Raw genomic sequence first — 20765 nt, forward strand, 5'->3', positions numbered from 1 at the left:
CGTCATTTCGTCTTCGCCCCTTTCTTCGAGTAATCCCGTTTACGTGGCGGGATTAACGAAACATCGATGTCTTCATACGAGATATCGACTTCCCCATCTTTGTAACGTGCCATCGTCGTCTTCATGAACTGCTCGTCATTACGTTCCGGGAATTCCGGTTTGTAATGGGCACCACGGCTCTCGTCCCGCTTGAGTGCGCCGAGTGTGATGACGCGTGCGAGGTCGAGCATATGGTCGAGCTGTCGAATGAACGATGCCCCTTGATTGCTCCAGCGTGCCGTATCCGTAGCCGAGATGTTATGGAAACGTTCACGCAATTCTTGGATTTTTTTGTCCGTCGCTTCGAGCTTGTCGTTATAACGAACGACTGTGACGTTGTCCGTCATGAGTTCACCGAGTTCACGGTGGATTTGATACGCGTTCTCTGTCCCGTCCATCGCAAGGATGTCGTTGAAGCGTTCGATCTCTTCACGCTCGTTGAAGTTGAAGAGTGCGTCAGAGACGCTTTCTGTCGCTTGGTCGAGACCACGCATGTAGTTGACCGCTGCAGGACCTGCTTCCATTCCGCCGTGAACGGCTGAGAGAAGTGAGTTTGCGCCGAGACGGTTCGCACCGTGCATCGAGTAGTCACATTCACCGGCTGCGAAGAGTCCAGGGATGTTTGTCATTTGATCGTAGTCGACCCACAGTCCGCCCATCGAATAGTGGACTGCCGGGAAGATCTTCATCGGTACTTTACGCGGGTCATCCCCTACGAATTTCTCGTAGATTTCGAGGATCCCACCAAGTTTGATGTCGAGTTCTTTCGAATCTTTGTGAGACAAGTCGAGGTACACCATGTTCTCGCCGTTGACGCCGAGTTTTTGGTTCACACATACATCGAAGATCTCACGTGTCGCGATGTCACGCGGTACGAGGTTCCCGTATGCTGGATATTTCTCTTCGAGGAAGTACCATGGCTTCCCATCTTTGTATGTCCAGACACGTCCACCTTCCCCACGAGCCGATTCACTCATGAGACGAAGTTTGTCGTCCCCAGGAATCGCAGTCGGGTGAATTTGGATGAACTCCCCGTTCGCGTAGACTGCACCTTGGCGGTAAACCGCTGCCGCTGCTTGCCCTGTGTTGATGACCGAGTTTGTCGACTTACCGAAGATGACCCCTGGGCCACCTGTCGCCAAGATCACCGCGTCCGATGGGAACGCTTTAATTTCCATCGAGCGCAAATCCTGACAGACCGCACCGCGGCAGATCCCTTCTTCATCGATGACGGCACGAAGGAATTCCCATCCCTCATATTTCTCGACAAGACCTTGTGCTTCATAACGACGAACCTGCTCATCGAGTGCATAGAGAAGTTGTTGACCAGTTGTCGCTCCAGCGTATGCCGTACGGTGGTGAAGCGTTCCACCGAAACGACGGAAGTCTAAGAGACCTTCTGGCGTACGGTTGAACATGACACCCATCCGGTCGAACATGTGGATGATTTTCGGTGCATTCTCTGCCATTTTTTGAACAGGTGGTTGGTTAGCGAGGAAGTCGCCTCCGTAGACCGTGTCGTCAAAGTGTTGCCAAGGAGAATCACCTTCCCCTTTCGTGTTGACGGCCCCGTTGATGCCACCTTGGGCACAAACTGAATGTGAACGCTTGACCGGTACAAGCGAGAATAGTTTTACCGGAACACCCATCTCTGCCGACTTGATTGTCGCCATGAGTCCAGCTAGACCGCCACCGATGACGATCAAACTTTGATTTGCCATGTAAAATTCCCCCTAATTACAAGATGCCTGCAAACGTCAAAATCGAACGGATGCCGACAAAAGATAGTGCCAAGAACACGACACCTGATACGTAGCTCATGAGACGTTGCGAACGAGGTGACTGTGTGATTCCCCACGTGATCGAGAACGACCAAAGACCGTTCGCGAAGTGGAACGTAGCCGAAAGGATTCCGACTATGTAGAAGATTAACATGAGCGGGTTGTCGACGATGTTTTGCATCATCTCCGCATTGACTTCTACCCCGCGTAATTTCGCTAAGCGCGTTTCCCAAACGTGCCATGCGATAAAGATGACGAGGAAGACCCCTGTGAAGCGTTGGAAGAGATACAACCAGTTGCGTGCGTATGAATAACGGTTCGAGTTAATCGACCCGAGAAACGCATAGTACACGCCGTACACGCCGTGGAAGATCATCGGCAATGCGATAATCGTCACTTCAAGGAAGTACAAATACGGTAAGTTCTCCATGAATTTTGCTGCTTTGTTGAATGACTCCACCCCATCGACGATGTAGTAGTTGACCGATAAGTGAACGATCAAAAACAAACCGATTGGAATGACCCCAAGTAGCGAATGGACTTTACGACTGAAGTAGTCACGATGCGCTGCCATTCTAGTTCCCCCTTTTTTACGAGCATTGGCTCGTATTGTCAATAAAAGCGTTTTCAAATGCAGATATAGCTTTCTGACTCCTATTCTACTCTTGTGAAAATTGTATGACAAGATAACCTAGCCGATTTGTGCCACATTCTTTTCAAAAATACAGGATGACCAAATTCCGATTGGTCGTTATAATGATATAGAGAGATTGGAGTGATGGGATAGAATGGAAACGATGAGCCAACCAATTTTCGCGATTGAACTTCTTCGCGACTATGTGTTGACGGACTTGCTTGGTGAAGATTACGCCCAAGTCATCTATTGGTCAGGAAAACGGGTCGCCCGCAAATTCCCGACGATGTCTGACGATGAACTGACTGCATTCTTCGATGAGGCAGGTTGGGGAGCGTTGACGCTCAAAAAGGAACGTGGGAGTAAATTTACATACGAACTCATCCCACCGCCCACGACCCAAGCCAAGGCGACCGGTTACTATCAGCTCGAAGCTGGATTTTTAGCCGAACAGATTGCAGGTCGTTTCCAGTGCGTCGCGGAAGGATATGCCGATCCCGCCCGAAAAATTGTCCAAATCACCGTCCAACTAGACCGGAAAGACGATTACGAATAAGAGTCGATGCGTTTCGCATCGACTCTTATTTTTGTTTAGTGTGAAGTTGTTGACGCATGTAGCGACGGAATTCGTTGAGTTCATGTTGATCAAACGTCACGTCTTCCCCTTCATAGCCCTGAGTCGCCTTACGAACGACCGCTAAAACATTTCCCGGAAAATGTCCGTTCTCTATCACCCAACCGAGCGCTTCTTGTTTCGAGAGAAGGACACGTTCTTGTTCATAGGCCAGTCCGCGTAACAAGTTCAACACGCAATAGATCGGATTTTCATCCATCGTATCGAGACAGTCGAACGCATCTGCCCGAATCGCATCAGAAAAATGAGCGGAATCGAATCCGCAGAGCAATTGATGAAGTGGCTGTCCGCGCCAAGTGATGCCTCGTTCTAAAATCATCAACATATGAGCTGCCAAATCCGGATCGGTGAATCCTTGTTGCAATTCGGTTCGCTCTTCCCTACCTGCCTTTTCAAAACGTGAGCGCCACCCTTCACTATAGTGAAACTCGAAGGGACTCGGGTGACACCAGTCTTTTAGCTGCGCCGTCGTCATGATGCTCAGTTCGAGCGGATATGGTTCGTTGGAGTATGAGAGGCAACAGTCGATGAGTTTTTGTCGTTCCTCCCGAGTCAATGCGTTCGATACGACGAGCAACAAATCTACATCACTTCGTTTCGGATGAAAGCCACCCATTGCTAATGAACCATGAATGTATATATGCTGAACGGTTGATAGAAATTCATCAATCGCTTTCACGAATGTAGCGATTGTATTCTCCACGTCTGTCGGAAGCTGTCTCATTCATCCGTATCCTCGTGCACATATTGAAGGACGGTCTCCGCCAGTTTTTCCGGTAGTCCCGCTTCTTTCAATTGTTCGAGTGAGGCCAGACGAATCTGTTTCATCGACCCGAAATGACGGATGAGCTGTTGACGACGCTTCGGACCGACTCCCGGAATCTCATCTAAAATCGATTTTGTCATCTTCTTCGTGCGCAAGCTGCGGTGGAAGGTGATGGCGAAACGGTGGACCTCGTCTTGCATCCGCTGTAATAGATAAAAAGCACTCGATCGTGGATGAAGTTCCACGACCGCACCATGTTCTCCGAACAACAGTTGGCTCGTCCGATGTCGGTCATCCTTTTTGAGTGAGCCGACCGGCAAGTCGAGCCCGAACTCATTTTGGATGACGTCGAGCGCTGCATTCAATTGCCCGATTCCTCCATCAATCAATAGGAGATCCGGTAGACGCTTGTCTTCCGTCAACAGACGGCGGAACCGTCGCCGCACGACTTCGCGCATCGTCTCATAATCATCGGGTCCTTGGACGGTCCGAATCTTATATTTCCGATACTCTTTCTTGAGCGGCTTCCCGTCTTCAAAGACGACGAGCGCCGATACGGCGTCCGCCCCTTGAATGTTCGCGTTATCGATGATATCGACACGCGACAAGTTCGGGATGCCGATTGCTTCCCCGAGTTCACGCATCGCGAGTAACGTCCGCTCTTCGTCTCGGGCGAGCAATTCGAACTTCTCGTTCAAGGCAATCGTTGCATTCTTCGTCGCCAAATCGAGCAGTTGCTTCTTCGCCCCACGTTTCGGTTGCATCACTTTCGTGCCGATGGCGTCATTTAATAAATCGAGACGGACCGTCTCTGGTACGAGGATTTCTTTTGGCACGACGTTTTGTTCATAGAACTGGACGATAAAACTTTCGAGTTCTTCGGAAGGCTCTCCATGCATCGGGAAGAGCGAGACATCTCGCTCGATCATCTTACCGCCTCGCATGTAGAACACTTGGACACACATCCAGCCTCGGTCAAGCGTATAACCGAAGACGTCTCGCGCCGTCGGGTCGGCCGTAATCATGTTCTGTTTGTTCATGATCGATTCGACCGCTCGAATCTGATCGCGTAGTTCAGCCGCCCGCTCGAACTGCATGTCCTCAGCGGCACGTCCCATCTCCACATTCAGCTTGGCGAGCGTCTCGCTTGTCTCACCGTTCAGGAAACGACGAATCTCGTTGACGATCTCTTTTTGCGAATCCGTGTCGACCGCGAGCTCACAAGGTCCCAGACATTGCCCGATGTGATAATAGAGACAAAGTTTCTTCGGCATCGGCTGACATTTACGGAGCGGGTAGAGTTTATCGAGCAGACGTTTCGTCTCGTTCGCTGCGTAAGCGTTCGGATACGGTCCGAAGTAATGTCCACCGTCTTTCTTCAGCTTACGTGTCGTCAATAGACGCGGATATGGTTCGTTCGTGATTTTGATGTACGGATACGTCTTGTCATCTTTCAGGCGAATGTTGTACTTCGGGTCGTGCTTTTTGATGAGCGTCATTTCAAGAAGCAACGCCTCGAGTTCGCTCGCCGTTACGATGTACTCGAAGTCACGGATCTCTGCGACGAGACGCATCGTCTTGATATCGTGTGCACCCGTGAAGTAAGAGCGGACACGATTCTTAAGATTTTTCGCCTTCCCTACATAGATGACCTCACCATATTCATTTTTATGCAAATAGCAACCCGGTTCGTCCGGGAGTAGTGCCAATTTATGTTTAATGTGATCGGTATGACTCAATTCCATTCACCTCAGTTTAGCTTCCTCCTGGACGGGAAAAAGAGTGTGATATCTCGTCAGAGGAGGATTTTATATTATGAAACGATACGATGTCATTATTGTCGGTAGCGGATCAGCCGCGAGCCAAGTCGCCACGATTTTACGTGACGCCGGTAAAGAGATTGCTATCATTGAAAACTGGACGTTCGGAGGAACGTGTCCCCAGCGTGGATGTGACCCGAAAAAAATGCTCGCCGAAGGTGCCGAACTTCTCGCCCGTACGGAACGTATGCGCGAGCTCGGCGTCGAAGGAAGCCTATCCCTCGATTGGTCGTCCTTTAAAAAGCGGATTGATGAATATCGCTTCTCGATTCCTACGTCAAAAACGCAACATTGGAACGAGATGAACATTGATTTATATCAAGGGGAGCCTCACTTTATCGATGAAGACTCGATCGTCATCGATGGTCACGAGCTCTCCGCCCCTCAATTTTTAATCGCGACGGGCCAAACACCACGTCCTCTCGACATCCCAGGTGGCGAACTGGCCATCACGAGCGATGATGTGTTCGACCTCGACACGTTACCGAAATCGATTCATATTGTCGGTGCCGGTTATATCGCTTTTGAATTCGCCCATATCTTCCGACGCTTCGGAAGCGACGTGACCCTTCTCATTCGTTCACGTGCGCTGAAGGCATTCGACCCGAACGTCGTCCATCGGCTCCTCGAAGAATCAAAACGAATCGGGATCACTGTCCGACACGACGTCGAACCGACACGAATCGACGGGAACGTCTTAACGTTATCAGATGACTCTACCCTTGAAGGAGTTGTCCTTAACGCCACCGGGCGAATTCCAAGCATCGAGCGACTTCATCTCGAAGCAGCAGGCGTCAATGCCGATCATCATGGTGTTCAGGTGAACGAGCATCTCCAGACGAGCAACCCGAATATATACGCCGCCGGAGACGTCGCTAATAGTCCAAATCCCGCACTCACTCCGTTCGCCGGTCAGGAAGGTCGTCTCGCTGCATTGAACATGCTTCACGGGAATACGCGGGCACTTCCCGAGCGCCCAGCACCGACCATCGTCTATGCGACCCCACCGATTGCCAAAGTGGGGCTCACTGTGGAGGAAGCGGAAGCCGAGGGCATCGACTTCGACGTGAAAGAAACGGACATGTCCCATTTCCTCACCTATTCACGCATCAATGACACGACCGCCTATTCGAAAGTATTGTTGAGTGCGGAAGGTCATATTATCGGCGCACATCTGATTGGACACCATGCCCCGGAACTCATCAATCTGTTCTCTTTCATTATACAGAACAAACTGTCGCATCAACACGTGAAGCACTTAGAAGTCGCCTATCCGACGGCTGCCTCCGACCTGACCTATCTCATCTAAACAAAAGACGGGACTCGCCACACGGCGAATCCCGTCTTTCTCTTATTCGATTCCTTTATCCTTGTCTTCTTTCAATGCGTCTTGTAACGACTTCTCCCAAAGCGGGACTCCCTTCGCGTGGGCCGCACGTGAGATGAGGTGACCCCCGACAGGAGCCGTCAAGAGGACGAAGAAGAGACCGAGCAAGAGTCTTGCGTCAAATACCCGTTCATCGACATACACGTGAAGCACGGCCGCAAAGAGGACGAACATGACACCGAGTGTCGCGCTCTTTGAGGCAGCGTGTGTTCTAGAATAAATATCTGGGAGACGGATGAGACCGATCGCGGCGACGACCGTGAAGAAGACGCCGATGATCGTGAAGATGCCGGTAATGAGATCAAAGATCATTGTCGCGGTCATGTTGGATAATCTCTCCCCTCTCTAAGAATTTCGAGAACGCCACCGTTCCGATGAAGGCCAAAATACTGAGTAGCAAGATGACTTCAAAATATAAGGTCGTATCGAGCAGGATCGACAGTAACGCGACGACCGAGATGAGTGCGATCCCGATTGAGTCGAGGGCGATGACCCGGTCTGCCGTCGTCGGTCCTTTGACGACGCGATACAACATCATCAACATCGCAAGCAAGAGAATGGCGAGCGAGATGTAGATGAGAATGTCTAGTAAATCCATCACTCTGTCGCCTCCTTAATGCTTGATTCAAAGTTATCATAAATGTCTTTTTGTAATGCTTCCTTATCCGGCATGTTGAGCGCGTGGATATAGAGCACGGAATTGTCTTTTGACACCTGAACGACGAGCGTCCCTGGTGTGAGCGTGATCAGCATTGAGAGCAAGCTGACTTTCCAGCCTTTGTCGAGAGACGTCTCATACCGGAAGATTCCTGGTTGAATCTTGAGCTTTGGACTAAGGACGAGACGTAACACCTCGAAGTTCGCGAGGAAAAGTTCCCGGATGAAGATGAGGAGCAGTTTAAACAGACGCCAGACGCGTGTGAAGTAAAAGCTGCCTCCCCCTGACTTGAAGAATCGGCGCATCATGAACAAGATGAGCAATCCGAGTAGATACCCAACGAAGAATCCGCTCGTTGTGAACGATCCCGTGAGGAACATCCAGATGAACGCCAAGAAAAAGTTAATCAAAAGTTGATAAGCCATCTGTGTTTCACTCCTTTATCACGGCATCGATATAGATTTCTGGATTGACGAGCGGCTCAATCGCTTGCGTGATATACGGATGGATGGCTTCTGCCCCAAATCCGTATGCGACCGCAATGATGAGCAACAAGAATACCGGCACAATCAAACGTTTTGTATACGGTACGAGTGGTCCATCATACTCACGCTTCGCCTCTCCCCAGAATCCGTTCAAGAAGATCTTCATGACCGAATAGAGGACGAAGAGACTTGATAAGAGGACGAGAAGTGGTCCGAACAGTTCTCCTTCGTCCATCCCGCCTGATACGATCAATAACTTCCCGAAGAATCCACTAAGTGGCGGAATCCCTGCAAGCGAGAGCGCTGCGATGAAGAACGTCCATCCGAACAGCGGGAAGCGTGTGATGAGTCCACCCATATCGCGCAGTTGACCGGATTTGGTGATCCCAATCATCATCCCGACGAGCATGAAGAGAACTGCCTTGATGATCATGTCGTGAATCAAGTAGTAGAGCGACCCTTCAAGGGACGTCTGCGTGTTGACCGAGATCCCGTACAAAATGACCCCGACCGCAATCATGATGTTGTAGATGATGATCAGCTTCACGTCGTTATAAGCGATGGCACCTGTCATCCCGATGAAGATCGTGAGGACAGCGAGCACCATAAGGAACGTCTGTAAAAACTCACCGTTCCCATCAAACAGTAACGTGTACGTCCGTAAAATCGAGTAGACCCCGACTTTCGTCAAGAGTGCACCGAACATCGCGAGAATCGGTGTCGGTGCGACTACATACGCCCCAGGGAGCCAGTAGTGAAGTGGGACGAGTGCCCCTTTCATCCCGAAGACGATGACAAACATCACACCGATGACGGTAATGACGTCCGGGTTATCGACGAGCGGAATCTTCATCGCCAAGTCTGCCAAGTTGAGCGTACCTGTAACGCCATAGAGCAAGGCGACCGACATGACGAAGAGTGCCGAGGCGATGATGTTCACGAGCAAGTATTTGATGGACTCACGTAACTGGACGCCACGTCCACCGAGTACAATCAACACGTATGAAGACATCAAGAAGACCTCGAAGAAGACGAACAAGTTGAAGATATCACCTGTCGTGAAGGCACCGTTCACCCCGACGAGCAAGAAGAGCATCGAGATGTACAAGTAGTTGCCTTCATATGAGTCTGAGAAGTAATGGACGGCGAACCACACGATGAAGAGCGTGAGGAGAGTCGACGTCGTCACGAGTAGGGCTGACAACATATCCGATACGAGCGTGATCCCGAACGGTGCTTGCCAGTTCCCGAGGTTGAGGGTTTGAATCCCTTCCGTGGAGACCGTGTGCACAAGGAAGAGTGACACGATCGCCGTAATAACTAAAGCTCCAAGAGCCATCACACGCTGCAGCTGGACCCGTTTTGGCATGAACATCATGATGATGGCCGCAAGCGCAGGAATGACGATTGGAAAGACCGGTAAGTTAATCATACGATTCTGTTCCTTTCATTTCTTCCATATTGTCCGTGCTGAGCTCCTGATACGTGCGGTAGGCAAGTACGAGGAAGAACGCCGTCACCCCGAAACTGATGACGATTGCCGTCAAGACGAGCGCTTGCGGTAACGGGTCTGTGAATTCAGTCACACCGTCGACGAGGACAGGGGCTGCCCCTGTCTTCAAACCTGCCGTCGTCAAGACGAGAAGGTGTGCCGCGTGACTGAACAAGGCTGTGCCGATGATGATGCGTAACAAACTTCTTGAGAGAACAAGATAGACGGCACACATCGTCAAGACACCGATAATGATGCTAACGAAGATTTCCATTATTCACTCTCTCCAATCGTTTGTATAATCGTCAAGGTGATTCCGATGACTACGAGATAAACCCCTAAGTCGAACGCAATCGCCGTGTGGAGCGTCTGTTCACCGAGAAGTGGTAAGTCGAACTTCCCGTAAGCATGCGTCAAGAACGGACGACCCAAGAATACCGAGTGAAGACCTGTCGCGAGTGCAATCAACAATCCACTTGCCGTCATGAGACGGTAGTCGATTGGGAGCACGTTCGCGAGCGTCTTCGAATCAAATGCGAGTAGCAACAAGACGAGTGCCGCGGATGTCATCAATCCACCGATGAACCCTCCACCTGGTGAATAATGACCGGCAAAGAACAAATCGATCGAGAAGATGACGATGATGAAGAAAATGATAATCGCGGCCGTCTGCAAAATGACGTCATTGACGCGTTTGCTGTTTTGCTTCATGTGCACCTTCTCCTTTCGTACGTCGTGTTGTTCTAAATTTAATCATCGTGTAAATCCCGAAAGCCGCAATTCCGAGAACGACGATTTCAAACAAAGTATCAAATCCACGGAAGTCGACGAGGACGACGTTAACCATGTTTTTACCTGCTGCAAGCTCATACACGTTCTCTTTGTAATACTCAGAGATCGACGTGAGCGATTTGTTCGTGAGCGCCATGAAGCTGAGAAGCGTCACGGTCGTCCCGACGAGAATGGCCACAATGGCATTCCCGACTTTGAAACGCATCCGTACTTCCTTCTTGCTGATGTCCGGCATGTGATAGAACACGAGCAAGAACAAGGCAACCGAGACCGTCTCGATGACGAGCTGTGTGAGTGCCAAGTCAGGTGCACCGAAGAAGACGAAGAACAGTGCCACGCCGTACCCGACAACCCCGAGTAAGATGATGGACGGGAGACGCGACTTCATGAAGAGAATCGCGAGCGCCGCAAGCATGACGACAGCGCCTAGCACGTATTCATACGGTGCAATCTCTGCCAAGTTCTCGAACGAGAATCGGTACATGTCGAACCACCAGATGCTAAAGAGCATCATGCCTGAGAGGAAGACGAAAATATAGATCAAATACGACCGGATGAAACCAGTCATGTAGTTGTCTTTAAAGCGATATGCCGCCTTGTTTGACCAGACGAGCGTACCATCGTATATCCCGTTGAGCGTCAAACGATGTGGGATCCGATTGTAGATGCCCATCCATTTGCCCATTTGCCAGAACAACAATGAACCGAGAAGGATAACCCCGATTGTCATATATAGTTCAGGCGTGAGACCGTGCCAGAAATAAATATCTACCTTTACATCTTGCCCTTGCGCGACGAGTGTCGGATAAATCGACTCGACGGCCGGTTTGATGAGCGAGTTCGACAAAACGTTCGGGAAGAACCCGAGACCTACAACGAGAAGCGCGAGGATGGCCGGCGAAATCAACATGCCGATCGGCGCCTCATGCGGTTGTTTTGGCAATTGATCGAACTTCGCTTTGCCCATGAACGTCCGTGTAAACAGCATGATGCTGTAGATGAACGTGAACACACTTCCGACGAACGCGATGACCGGAAGTAAGATTCCAATCGTATCGAGTGCGAAGAAGTCGGCCGAGAAGACTTTCGTCGTCGCCTTCAAGAACATCTCTTTACTCAAGAAACCATTAAACGGCGGAAGACCGGCCATTGATAACGAACCGATGACGGCAATCGTGAACGTGATCGGCATGACCGTCATCAGACCGCCAAGCTTACGAATGTCACGTGTACCCGTCTCGTGGTCGACAATCCCGGCCATCATAAAGAGCGAGCCTTTGAATGTCGCGTGGTTGATCAAATGGAAGATTGCTGCGATCGTCGCGACCATAAAGATATTGTCATCCATACCGTCATAGTGGAGCGCAGCCGCACCAAGACCAAGGAGTGACATAATCAACCCGAGCTGACTGACTGTCGAGAATGCCAAGATTCCCTTCAAGTCGGTCTGCTTTACAGCGTTGAACGAGCCCCAGAACATCGTAAACATCCCGACCCCGGCAATCGTCCATAGCCAGACTGATGACTCTTGGAACACCGGGCTCATACGGGCCACGAGGTAGAGACCCGCCTTAACCATCGTTGCCGAGTGGAGGTACGCACTGACCGGAGTCGGTGCTTCCATCGCGTCAGGCAACCAGATGTGGAACGGGAACTGCGCTGATTTCGTGAACGCCCCGAGCAAGATGAGAATCATCGCGGCAAGGAAGAACGGGCTCTCGGCGATGACGCCAGAATTCGCGACCATATCACGAATGCTGTACGAACCAATCATCGACTCGAGTAAGACAATCCCCCCGAGCATCGACAATCCTCCGAATACGGTGAGAAGCATCGACTTCTGCGCGCCATAACGTGAACGCTCTTTCTCATACCAGTAACCAATCAACAGGAATGATGAAATCGATGTGAGCTCCCAGAACATATACATGACAATCATGTTGTCCGAGAGAACGACCCCGAGCATCGCACTCATGAACATCAAGAGATACACATAGAAATGCCCGAGTGACTCTTTGTCCTTATTCAAATAGTAAATTGAATATAAGACAACGAGTGCGCCGATCCCCGTGATGAGGAGGGCGAACAGTAGACTGAGTCCGTCGACGTATGCCGTGAAGTTGATCCCGAGGGACGGCATCCACGCAATCGTCTCTGTCACGACGTCCCCTGCACTCGTGATCGGAATGAATCCGGCGAAGTAGGTGACGAGCACGACCGGTACGATCAAGACGAACCAGCCTGTATGAATTTGCTTCATCCCCCGAAACAAGAACGGGATGAACGGTGCCGCGAGAAGCGGCAACAAAATAGCTAAATGTAACAGCGACAAGAAAATTCCTCCTTCGAACAGAGTCGTACAATAGATCGAGCCGTAAAGTAAGGTCACTTGACTCCATCATGTCTTCCTCATGAGTATAGCGTAAATTTTCAGTCTGTTTCCATGATAAAAGCTTCCAGTCTGCGCACGCCCTCACTAAAATTCCGAATCTTTTAAATATGAAGGAAGCCGACGGAATTTCTTCAAAAAAAATTTTGAAATCAGACGATATGTATCGGATTTTTCCGTAAATGAGGGGGTGTGGAATAACTCAACCTATTCCCTACTTGCCTGTCCTTTTCCTTCTTTTCCGTTCGACAAAACAAAAAAGCAGCCGATACAGGTCGGCTGCTACGCAATTATTGTGCTGTTGCGATAAACTCTTTCAATGCTTCTTTTGGTTGGAAGCCCATTGTTTTCGAAACAGGCTCGCCATCTTTGAACATCATGAGTGTCGGGATACTTTGGATTTGGAAAGCACCTGCGACTTCAGGGTTTTCGTCGACGTCGAGTTTCACGATTTGGACTTGGTCACCCATTTCTTGATCGAGTTCTTCGAGAACTGGCGCGATCATGCGACATGGTCCACACCAAGTTGCCCAGAAATCAACGAGGACTACGCCCTCTTTTACATCTTGTTCAAACGATTGAGTCGTTGCGTGTTTAATAGCCATTTGTAAAAACCTCCCCAATAAGATGAGAGAGCTCTGATATAGAACTCTCATGCAATTCATGTTCAGAGTATACCACGGAGGGTAACAACCCCAAAACGTTTTGCTTATTAGCTATTGACGAGGTGCTTGCGGAACTCTTCTGTCAACATTGGGACGACATCGAACAAGTCACCGACGATGCCATAGTCCGCCACACTGAAGATGTTCGCTTCCGGATCCTTGTTGATCGCGACGATGACCTTCGCGTTACTCATCCCTGCCAAGTGTTGGATTGCTCCAGAGATTCCGCATGCGATATAAAGGTCTGGTGTGACGACTTTACCCGTTTGTCCGATTTGAAGCGCGTAGTCGCAGTAGTCGGCGTCACATGCTCCACGTGAAGCACCGACTGCTCCCCCGAGAAGTTCAGCTAACTCTTCAAGTGGTTTGAAGCCGTCTTCGCTCTTCACGCCACGACCGCCTGCGACGATGACTTTCGCTTCCGCCAAGTCGACTTTCCCAGTCGCCTTACGAACGACTTCTTTGACAATCATCGCGAGGTCTTTCAATTCGACTGCTGGCGTTTCAACTGAGACGCTTGCACCTGCTTGACGCGCGAGTGCGTCGATGTTGTTCGGACGAATTGTGAAGAACATGACCGAGTCTTTGAACTTCACTTTCTCGAACGCCTTCCCTGAATAGATCGGGCGAACGAATTCAGCGTCACGACCTGTTCCTTCGATAGAGACGACGTCACTGATGAGTCCAGCATCGAGACGTGCCGCGAGTTTCGGTGCGATGTCTTTCCCGAGAGCTGTGTGACCGAGGACAATCATGTCCGGACTTTCTTGCTCGATCAGCTGACGGAGTACTTGCCCGTAGCCGTCTGGCGTATAGTGTTTGAGACGATCGTCTTCAACGACGAGGACACGGCTTGCGCCATACTCCCCGAGTTCTTGCGCGAGTGATTGCACGTGATCCCCAATCACGACTGCCGTCACATCGTCTGTCAATTGCTTCGCCGCAGCGATGGCTTCGAATGATACGTTACGTAACGCGCCTTCACGCGCTTCTGCGAGTACTAAAGCTTTCATCTATGATCTCCCCCTTAAATGACTTTCGCTTCCGTGCGAAGAAGTTGTACGAGCTCGCTCACTTGTGTCGACATGTCGCCTTCAAGGATACGGCCGGCTTTCTTCTCTTCTGGCAAGAATCGTTCAATCGTCTCGATTTTCGCTTCGATTTCATCTTCATCGAGATCGATGTCCATGAGTTCAAGTTCTTCGAGTGGTTTCTTCTTCGCTTTCATGATCCCAGGCAAGCTCGGGTAACGTGGTTCGTTCAACCCTTGTTGCGCCGTCACGAGAAGTGGGAGTGCGACTTCGATGACTTCTGTATCGCCTTCGACGTCACGTGTGACCGTAGCCGTCGTGCCATCGATTTCAAGAGCCGTGATCGTCGTCACGTAGTTCATGTCGAGAAGTTCTGCGACACGTGGTGCGACTTGTCCGCTACCGCCATCGATTGCAACGTTCCCTGCCAAGATGAGGTCTGCATCCTGTTCTTTCAAGTATGTGGCGAGCACTTTTGAAATCGTGACGTGGTCTGCATCTTCGACATCGTCCTCGATCGAGATTCGGACAGCTTTGTCCGCTCCCATGGCGAGTGCCGTACGAAGCTCTTTGTCCGCGTCTTCCGGTCCTACCGTGACGACCGTGACCTCTCCCCCGAGTGCGTCACGTTTTTGAATCGCTTCTTCGACCGCATATTCGTCATACGGGTTGATGATGAACTCAGCGCCGTCTTCTTGAATTTCCCCATTCTCGAGCTGAATCGCTTCCTCAGTATCAAACGTACGTTTCAGCAAAACAAAAATATTCATGGTTGATCCCCCTTTAGTCAATTCTTTCCCATCATTCATGAATCAGCATTCATTTTTTGAGCTAGTGATAGGGCTCACTGTTAAGTAAGCCCCTTCTTTAACATATGGTGCACATTCGGAAGCGTCGACATCAAGTCGTACTTGAAGCCGCTCGCCATCCAGCTCGTCACAACCTCATCGATTGTGCCGAAAATCATCTGACGGGCGAGTCGATAATCTAGATCCTTGTCGAACTCTCCTGTCTCGATTCCGTGTTTGACGACCGAATCGATCAAATTCAAATATGGTTTGAGCACTTCTCCGATTTTTTGGCGAAGCACCAAGTTCGACTGTCGCAGTTCGATTTGTGTCACGACGGCAAGGTCGTAATCGGCCGACAGTTGTTTTAAATGTGATTCGATCAACTGATACAACTGATCTCCGGCTGTCGTCTCGTTCCCGATTTGTTGTTTCGAGTAGTCGATGAACAGCCCCATCTTCGCTTGGAACAACTCGATCAAGAGATGCTCCTTGTTTTTGAAGTACAAATAGATCGTGCCGTCCGCGACACCCGCCTCTTTGGCGATGGCTGTCACCTTTGCACCGTGATAGCCATGATTGGCAATTACTTTGACCGCCGCATCAATGATTCGGTCACTTTTCGAAATATGATTTGTCATTAACCCCAAGCTCCTTACCGCTGCAGAAAAATGAATGATGGTTCATTCATTTATTATTCTATCATGCATACGCTTGGTGTCAACTGCTTTGTTTCACTTGTTTCGCCTTCTCTTCGTCGACGAGAACACGGCGTAAAATCTTACCGACGAACGTCTTCGGCAACTCGTCACGGAACTCGTACAGCTTCGGCACTTTATAAGCCGCGAGCTTCTCACGACAATGCTTGTCGAGCTCTTCTTCGGTCACACTCGACCCGTCACGAAGGACGATGAACGCTTTGACCGTCTCACCACGATATGGGTCAGGAACACCGATACAGACCGCTTCCTTGACGGCCGGATGTTCGTAGAGCACTTCTTCGATTTCACGTGGATAGACGTTGAATCCACCGGCGATGATCATATCTTTCTTCCGGTCGACAATATAGAAGAATCCGTCCTCACCCATATAACCGAGGTCACCCGTCGCGAGCCATCCATCTTTCAAGACGGCTGCCGTCTCCTCCGGTTTTTGCCAATAGCCTTTCATGACTTGCGGACCACTCAGCATGATTTCACCAATCTCGCCGATATCCGCTTCCGTCTCTCCGTCTGCTTTTACTATTTTAGCAGAAGTATCCGACAGCGGCGCACCAATTGAGCCGACGATTCGCTTATCCCATAAGAAGTTCGCATGCGTGACCGGCGACGTCTCAGACAAACCATATCCTTCGACGATGCGACCGCCTGTGATCTTCTCGAACTCTTCTTGCACCTCAATCGGAAGCGGTGCCGAACCAGAGATACACGCTTCAATCGATGACAAGTCGTATTTTTTCAGTTTCGGGTCGTTCAAGATTCCGACGTACATCGTCGGAGCTCCTGGGAAGAAGTGCGGCTTTTTCTTTTGAATCGTCTTCAGGACATCCGTCACTTCGAAGCGCGGCACGAGCACGAGCTCATATCCGTTCGTGATCCCGAAGTTCAGACAGCACGACATCCCGTAGACATGGAAGAACGGAACGACACACAAGACGCGCTTCTCGTCCCCGCGATTATACTTATAGAATAAGTTCGTGATTTGATCCGCATTCGCCGTCAAGTTGAAGTGCGTCAACATGACGCCTTTCGGAAGTCCCGTCGTCCCTCCTGTATATTGAAGAACCGCGACGTCTTCTTTTGGATCGATGTCGAGCGGCGTGACCGGATTAAAGTCTTTGTAGTCTTTAAACGGCGTCGAGCCGGTCGTGTCGATGACAATATTATTTTCTCGTTTCACTTTGATCGGATACAGCTTGTTTTTCGGGAACGGTAAGTAATCGGCGATACTTGTCGTGATCACGGTTTGGATCTCCGTCTTTTCACTGACGCGAAGCGTTTTCGGATAGAGCAAGTCGAGGGTAATGACGATTTTGACGCCCGCATCCGTGATGAGGTTATCAAGCTCTCGTTCCGTATAAAGCGGGTTCGTCTGGACGACGGTCCCTCCTGCATAGAGCACGGCATAGAACGAGATGACGTATTGAGGACAGTTCGGGAGCATGAGGCTGACGCGGTCCCCTTTTTCAAGTCCTTTCGCTTGGAGCATCGTGGCGAGTCGACGTGCGGCATCATCGATCTCCGCGAAAGTCCACTCTTTCCCGATAAAGGAGACGGCCGTACGATTCGGATAATCCTTTGCTGCGCGAGACAATGCCTCATAGAGCGGCTTTACCTCGTAATCAATCGACTGGGGCATACCTTCTGGATAATCTTGTAACCACGGTTTGTTCATCGATGTTCCTCCTTGGAAATGAATACTCATTCAGTCAACTCTATTATAATGCTAAGAAAACGCTTTCATCTACCCTTTACCCGATAATTTTCAGAAAATATCAAAAAAAGCGATTGGATTTGTCATCCAATCGCTGTCATACCCGCCTAAAATAGGAATCTTTTGAATCCAGCTGTTCCAACTTCTGATTCATCAGTTGATGTAACTCATTCTCGTGACGAATGTTCGAGAAATCTGTTCCGAACCACGCTTCCATCTCTGGCCGGGAGAAGGCATACGTCCGGTTCGGGAAAGCGAAGCGGACGATCTCCGCATTCGGAATGAGTGTGAAGTAAGTAGCCGCATTCCGAATCGCGAGGCGCTCTTGCTCCGCTCGCTCCATCTCTGGATCTTCATAACGGACGGTCAACCCATAAGGACGCTTCTTCGTCTGCAACTCGACCGATTGATAGCATTCGTGTAGCGGCAAACTCCCGGCAATCCCGACGACGGCGGCATTGTCCCCGACTTTCGAACCTTTATATTCAAAGACGTTCGGTTCCGGATTCGTGCAACCTACTAGTGAGATGGCGAGAACGAGCAACAGACAGAAGCGTTTCATAGGTGTCCCTCCTTACGATTTGAGTTTCAAGTTGAAGCGGTAGAGCAAGCGTTTGGCGAGTAAGTGTGCCAGGAAGGCCGCAATCACGAAGCCAATCACATACAAGATCATGTTTTGCGGGTACGAGATGACCGAGAACAATACGCCACCTAACATCGCGAAGCAGATGACGATGACGATATGGATGAGCCACAACCAGCTCGAGAACATGAAGAAGCGTCCATTGTTCTCTTGTGGTGCTTCCTTGAACATCCACAACCCAAGACCGAATGTGAGCACGATGTTCGCGATCGCAAGGATCGGGGCATACGTGATAAAGTCATTCCACACCGATTGATCGGTATACACTGAATACATATCGACATTGAAAATATTGTTTAGCGGTGACAAAATCCGCATCGGGATACTCTCGAACGCTTCATCAAAGAACGAGAAGAGTCGATCTGGGAAAAAGGCGTAGAGTGAACCTTGGACGAGGAGTAAAATCCCCATCGGAAAGACGAGCGCGACAAACGTCCAAATGACTTGTGAGATGGACTCTCCGCCAAACGATCCCATCCATAATGAGAGCGAGAAGAACGAAATTCCGGATAGCATCAAGAATAGAATCATCGCGATCACCTTGAACTCTTTTCCTTCCATCAAGAAAGAGTAATCGGAGAAGCGGATGATGAGGAACATCAACGTGCCGCCAATCAAGGTCGATGTTACAATTCCTGTCGCACCGAGCACCCATTTCGATATGTATAGCTGGGTACGCGTGTACGGTAACGACATCGTGAAATCGGACATTTGGCTGTTGCGTTCACTTCCGATCAACACGGACGCCATGAGGGCCCCAAAGATGACAAACAAGAAAATGACACCGCCTGACGGAATGAGTCCGTTTAGACCCCCGAGGTATCCGTATCCAGATCCATCCCCGAAGAAGTCTTCCGGCACCATCTCGTTCACATCACCTGTCACGATATCCGGGAAGTCGCTCGGGTTTTGTTTAATTTCAAGAATCTGTTGTTCGTACGCATACATATCCGTCCATACCGGCACCGTGAAGGCGACGATCCCTAAGAAGACGAGCAAGATCCAAAGCAGTGACACTTGTTTCCAATCTTTTTTCAACAACACTTTAGACGGCATGAACTTCTCCTCCTAACTGAATACGGAACACGTCTTCGAGAGACATCGGGATCTCTTCGATGAGCATCGGATTGTATGAATCGATGAACGCCTCGAGCTCGTCCGTCCGTTCTTTCGCCATGAATAGCACGACACGTCCTGTCACACTAATGATTTCGATATCTTTTCGTTCGAGCAACTCGACCGGGACATGGTCGTTGAAGACGACTTGCCACTTGATGCTGAGGGCACGCGCCTCTTCGAGCGACATGATTGCTTTGACGCGCCCTTTCTCGATCATGATGATGCGGTCGGCGATTCGTTCGAGCTCATGCAGCTGGTGACTCGAGACGATGATCGAGCAGTTCCGCTTCTCGACCTGGGCGATCATCAGTTTCAACACGTCTGACTTGGCGACGACGTCCAAACCGTCCGTCGGTTCATCAAGCAGGTAGTATTTCGCTTGGACGGCGAAAGCGAGTGATAACGTGACGAGCGCCTTCTGTCCTTTTGACAGCTGGCGAATCTTTTTGTTCTCGATGTTGTAACGCGTCAACGTCTCACGGAAGGCGGAACGATTGAACGATGGATAGATCGATTCGTAGAAGTCCGTCGCCTCGTTTACCGTATAATGTTTGAGCGCATCCGCTGAATCCGGTACGAAGATGACGTCCCGCTTCAATCCGGCGTCTTTAAAGATACTTTTCGTTCCATATAGCACGTCTCCCTGATCGGGGCGGATGATTCCAACCATCGTCCGGAGAAGTGTCGTCTTGCCGGCACCGTTACGCCCGACGAGCGCAACGATTTCTCCTGATTCGACGGTAAAGTCAATTCCGTCAATAATCGTTTGACGGTCGATTTGTTTACTCAATTGCTCAACTTTCAGCATTGGCTTCCCCTACTTTCTCATATTCGGTCCGCAATACGTCGATGGCTTCTTCTAATGGCACATTCGCATAATGGCAATCAATCGCAATCTTCTTGATTGATGCGATAACCGGTTCTCTTGATGCATCATCGTCTACCCAGTCTTCAGAGACGAACGTCCCACGCCCGCGCCGCATCTCGAGGAGGCCGAGTCGCTCCAACTCCTGATACGCCTTACTAACCGTATTTGGATTGATGACGAGGTCGGTGGCAAGTTCACGTACAGACATCACCTTGTCTCCCGGACGTAAGATGCCGCGGATGACGAGTTCTTTCGTTTGATTGACGATTTGTTCGTAAAGCGGTTCTGAACTCTTCATATCAATTTTGTATAACATGGGTCACACCCTCTCATAGTCAATG

22 protein-coding genes are annotated in these 20765 nt (G+C 50.1%); 2 read left to right on the plus strand and 20 right to left on the minus strand.

Annotated elements, in window-relative coordinates:
- Nucleotides 1–2: 2 nt before the first annotated feature.
- Nucleotides 3–1760, minus strand: a complete 1758-nt coding sequence (gene sdhA / locus KNP62_RS09125; protein ID WP_074032768.1) for a succinate dehydrogenase flavoprotein subunit — start codon at nt 1758–1760, stop codon at nt 3–5.
- A gap of 16 nt (nt 1761–1776) precedes the next feature.
- Nucleotides 1777–2394: a succinate dehydrogenase cytochrome b558 subunit gene (locus KNP62_RS09130; protein ID WP_015881102.1), complete on the minus strand. Its 618-nt coding sequence runs from the start codon at nt 2392–2394 to the stop codon at nt 1777–1779.
- A gap of 223 nt (nt 2395–2617) precedes the next feature.
- On the opposite strand from KNP62_RS09130, the gene KNP62_RS09135 reads away from it, so the two are divergent.
- On the plus strand, nt 2618–3010 hold the full coding sequence (locus tag KNP62_RS09135; RefSeq protein ID WP_251125650.1) for a YslB family protein: 393 nt from the start codon (nt 2618–2620) through the stop codon (nt 3008–3010).
- Between the two features lie 25 nt (nt 3011–3035).
- On the opposite strand, the gene KNP62_RS09140 is transcribed toward KNP62_RS09135, so the two are convergent.
- Entirely contained in the window at nt 3036–3812 is a 777-nt protein-coding gene (locus KNP62_RS09140) for an aminoglycoside adenylyltransferase domain-containing protein (RefSeq protein ID WP_214785301.1), read from the minus strand.
- Complete coding sequence (gene uvrC, locus KNP62_RS09145) at nt 3809–5599, minus strand: excinuclease ABC subunit UvrC (protein WP_074032756.1); 1791 nt, start codon at nt 5597–5599, stop codon at nt 3809–3811. Before uvrC ends, KNP62_RS09140 begins: the two co-directional genes overlap by 4 nt.
- Before the next feature lie 70 nt (nt 5600–5669).
- Between uvrC and KNP62_RS09150 the strand changes: the two genes are divergently transcribed.
- Nucleotides 5670–6983 carry a dihydrolipoyl dehydrogenase family protein gene (locus KNP62_RS09150; RefSeq protein ID WP_214785302.1) on the plus strand — a complete coding sequence of 438 codons (1314 nt, stop codon included), beginning with the start codon at nt 5670–5672 and terminating at the stop codon, nt 6981–6983.
- 42 nt (nt 6984–7025) lie between these two features.
- On the opposite strand, the gene mnhG is transcribed toward KNP62_RS09150, so the two are convergent.
- From mnhG to KNP62_RS09230, 16 genes are all read right to left on the minus strand, one after another.
- Nucleotides 7026–7385: a monovalent cation/H(+) antiporter subunit G gene (gene mnhG / locus KNP62_RS09155; RefSeq protein ID WP_015881097.1), complete on the minus strand. Its 360-nt coding sequence runs from the start codon at nt 7383–7385 to the stop codon at nt 7026–7028.
- Nucleotides 7363–7659 carry a Na(+)/H(+) antiporter subunit F1 gene (locus tag KNP62_RS09160; RefSeq protein ID WP_026826530.1) on the minus strand — a complete coding sequence of 99 codons (297 nt, stop codon included), beginning with the start codon at nt 7657–7659 and terminating at the stop codon, nt 7363–7365. The genes mnhG and KNP62_RS09160 overlap by 23 nt, the downstream gene beginning before the upstream one ends.
- Complete coding sequence (locus tag KNP62_RS09165; protein WP_214785303.1) at nt 7659–8144, minus strand: Na+/H+ antiporter subunit E; 486 nt, start codon at nt 8142–8144, stop codon at nt 7659–7661. Before KNP62_RS09165 ends, KNP62_RS09160 begins: the two co-directional genes overlap by 1 nt.
- A gap of 7 nt (nt 8145–8151) precedes the next feature.
- Entirely contained in the window at nt 8152–9636 is a 1485-nt protein-coding gene (locus tag KNP62_RS09170) for a Na+/H+ antiporter subunit D (protein WP_214785304.1), read from the minus strand.
- On the minus strand, nt 9629–9970 hold the full coding sequence (locus KNP62_RS09175) for a Na(+)/H(+) antiporter subunit C (protein ID WP_015881093.1): 342 nt from the start codon (nt 9968–9970) through the stop codon (nt 9629–9631). Before KNP62_RS09175 ends, KNP62_RS09170 begins: the two co-directional genes overlap by 8 nt.
- Nucleotides 9970–10407: a Na(+)/H(+) antiporter subunit B gene (locus KNP62_RS09180; RefSeq protein ID WP_214785305.1), complete on the minus strand. Its 438-nt coding sequence runs from the start codon at nt 10405–10407 to the stop codon at nt 9970–9972. The genes KNP62_RS09175 and KNP62_RS09180 overlap by 1 nt, the downstream gene beginning before the upstream one ends.
- Nucleotides 10379–12820 carry a Na+/H+ antiporter subunit A gene (locus tag KNP62_RS09185; protein WP_214785306.1) on the minus strand — a complete coding sequence of 814 codons (2442 nt, stop codon included), beginning with the start codon at nt 12818–12820 and terminating at the stop codon, nt 10379–10381. The genes KNP62_RS09180 and KNP62_RS09185 overlap by 29 nt, the downstream gene beginning before the upstream one ends.
- Nucleotides 12821–13167: 347 nt before the next feature.
- Entirely contained in the window at nt 13168–13482 is a 315-nt protein-coding gene (gene trxA / locus KNP62_RS09190; RefSeq protein ID WP_015881090.1) for a thioredoxin, read from the minus strand.
- A gap of 107 nt (nt 13483–13589) precedes the next feature.
- Nucleotides 13590–14555, minus strand: coding sequence for an electron transfer flavoprotein subunit alpha/FixB family protein (locus KNP62_RS09195; RefSeq protein WP_214695236.1), 966 nt, complete (start codon nt 14553–14555; stop codon nt 13590–13592).
- A gap of 14 nt (nt 14556–14569) precedes the next feature.
- The gene (locus tag KNP62_RS09200) at nt 14570–15343 is read right to left on the minus strand and encodes an electron transfer flavoprotein subunit beta/FixA family protein (RefSeq protein ID WP_214785307.1); all 774 of its coding nucleotides are present in this window, start codon (nt 15341–15343) and stop codon (nt 14570–14572) included.
- 80 nt (nt 15344–15423) lie between these two features.
- Nucleotides 15424–16002, minus strand: coding sequence for a fatty acid metabolism transcriptional regulator FadR (locus KNP62_RS09205; RefSeq protein ID WP_214695232.1), 579 nt, complete (start codon nt 16000–16002; stop codon nt 15424–15426).
- Between the two features lie 79 nt (nt 16003–16081).
- The gene (locus tag KNP62_RS09210) at nt 16082–17755 is read right to left on the minus strand and encodes an AMP-binding protein (protein WP_214785308.1); all 1674 of its coding nucleotides are present in this window, start codon (nt 17753–17755) and stop codon (nt 16082–16084) included.
- A 136-nt stretch (nt 17756–17891) separates the two neighbouring features.
- Entirely contained in the window at nt 17892–18356 is a 465-nt protein-coding gene (locus KNP62_RS09215; RefSeq protein WP_214785309.1) for a DUF4825 domain-containing protein, read from the minus strand.
- Nucleotides 18357–18368: 12 nt separating this feature from the next.
- Nucleotides 18369–19493, minus strand: coding sequence for an ABC transporter permease subunit (locus KNP62_RS09220; RefSeq protein WP_214785310.1), 1125 nt, complete (start codon nt 19491–19493; stop codon nt 18369–18371).
- The gene (locus tag KNP62_RS09225) at nt 19483–20364 is read right to left on the minus strand and encodes an ABC transporter ATP-binding protein (protein WP_214785311.1); all 882 of its coding nucleotides are present in this window, start codon (nt 20362–20364) and stop codon (nt 19483–19485) included. The genes KNP62_RS09220 and KNP62_RS09225 overlap by 11 nt, the downstream gene beginning before the upstream one ends.
- Nucleotides 20351–20740, minus strand: a complete 390-nt coding sequence (locus tag KNP62_RS09230; protein ID WP_074032742.1) for a GntR family transcriptional regulator — start codon at nt 20738–20740, stop codon at nt 20351–20353. The genes KNP62_RS09225 and KNP62_RS09230 overlap by 14 nt, the downstream gene beginning before the upstream one ends.
- Nucleotides 20741–20765: the final 25 nt, after the last annotated feature.

Source organism: Exiguobacterium sp. s183 (assembly GCF_018617655.1).
In the GTDB taxonomy this organism is placed as follows: Bacteria; Bacillota; Bacilli; order Exiguobacteriales; family Exiguobacteriaceae; genus Exiguobacterium; species Exiguobacterium aestuarii_A.

Excerpts from the sequence above, each read along its gene's own strand:
- sdhA (WP_074032768.1), bottom strand. The coding sequence starts at position 1,760 with ATGGCAAATCAAAGTTTGATCGTCATCGGTGGCGGTCTAGCTGGACTC.
- KNP62_RS09130 (WP_015881102.1), bottom strand. The coding sequence starts at position 2,394 with ATGGCAGCGCATCGTGACTACTTCAGTCGTAAAGTCCATTCGCTACTT.
- KNP62_RS09135 (WP_251125650.1), top strand. The coding sequence starts at position 2,618 with ATGAGCCAACCAATTTTCGCGATTGAACTTCTTCGCGACTATGTGTTG.
- KNP62_RS09140 (WP_214785301.1), bottom strand. The coding sequence starts at position 3,812 with ATGAGACAGCTTCCGACAGACGTGGAGAATACAATCGCTACATTCGTG.
- uvrC (WP_074032756.1), bottom strand. The coding sequence starts at position 5,599 with ATGGAATTGAGTCATACCGATCACATTAAACATAAATTGGCACTACTC.
- KNP62_RS09150 (WP_214785302.1), top strand. The coding sequence starts at position 5,670 with ATGAAACGATACGATGTCATTATTGTCGGTAGCGGATCAGCCGCGAGC.
- mnhG (WP_015881097.1), bottom strand. The coding sequence starts at position 7,385 with ATGACCGCGACAATGATCTTTGATCTCATTACCGGCATCTTCACGATC.
- KNP62_RS09160 (WP_026826530.1), bottom strand. The coding sequence starts at position 7,659 with ATGGATTTACTAGACATTCTCATCTACATCTCGCTCGCCATTCTCTTG.
- KNP62_RS09165 (WP_214785303.1), bottom strand. The coding sequence starts at position 8,144 with ATGGCTTATCAACTTTTGATTAACTTTTTCTTGGCGTTCATCTGGATG.
- KNP62_RS09170 (WP_214785304.1), bottom strand. The coding sequence starts at position 9,636 with ATGATTAACTTACCGGTCTTTCCAATCGTCATTCCTGCGCTTGCGGCC.
- KNP62_RS09175 (WP_015881093.1), bottom strand. The coding sequence starts at position 9,970 with ATGGAAATCTTCGTTAGCATCATTATCGGTGTCTTGACGATGTGTGCC.
- KNP62_RS09180 (WP_214785305.1), bottom strand. The coding sequence starts at position 10,407 with ATGAAGCAAAACAGCAAACGCGTCAATGACGTCATTTTGCAGACGGCC.
- trxA (WP_015881090.1), bottom strand. The coding sequence starts at position 13,482 with ATGGCTATTAAACACGCAACGACTCAATCGTTTGAACAAGATGTAAAA.
- KNP62_RS09195 (WP_214695236.1), bottom strand. The coding sequence starts at position 14,555 with ATGAAAGCTTTAGTACTCGCAGAAGCGCGTGAAGGCGCGTTACGTAAC.
- KNP62_RS09200 (WP_214785307.1), bottom strand. The coding sequence starts at position 15,343 with ATGAATATTTTTGTTTTGCTGAAACGTACGTTTGATACTGAGGAAGCG.
- KNP62_RS09205 (WP_214695232.1), bottom strand. The coding sequence starts at position 16,002 with ATGACAAATCATATTTCGAAAAGTGACCGAATCATTGATGCGGCGGTC.
- KNP62_RS09210 (WP_214785308.1), bottom strand. The coding sequence starts at position 17,755 with ATGAACAAACCGTGGTTACAAGATTATCCAGAAGGTATGCCCCAGTCG.
- KNP62_RS09215 (WP_214785309.1), bottom strand. The coding sequence starts at position 18,356 with ATGAAACGCTTCTGTCTGTTGCTCGTTCTCGCCATCTCACTAGTAGGT.
- KNP62_RS09220 (WP_214785310.1), bottom strand. The coding sequence starts at position 19,493 with ATGCCGTCTAAAGTGTTGTTGAAAAAAGATTGGAAACAAGTGTCACTG.
- KNP62_RS09225 (WP_214785311.1), bottom strand. The coding sequence starts at position 20,364 with ATGCTGAAAGTTGAGCAATTGAGTAAACAAATCGACCGTCAAACGATT.
- KNP62_RS09230 (WP_074032742.1), bottom strand. The coding sequence starts at position 20,740 with ATGTTATACAAAATTGATATGAAGAGTTCAGAACCGCTTTACGAACAA.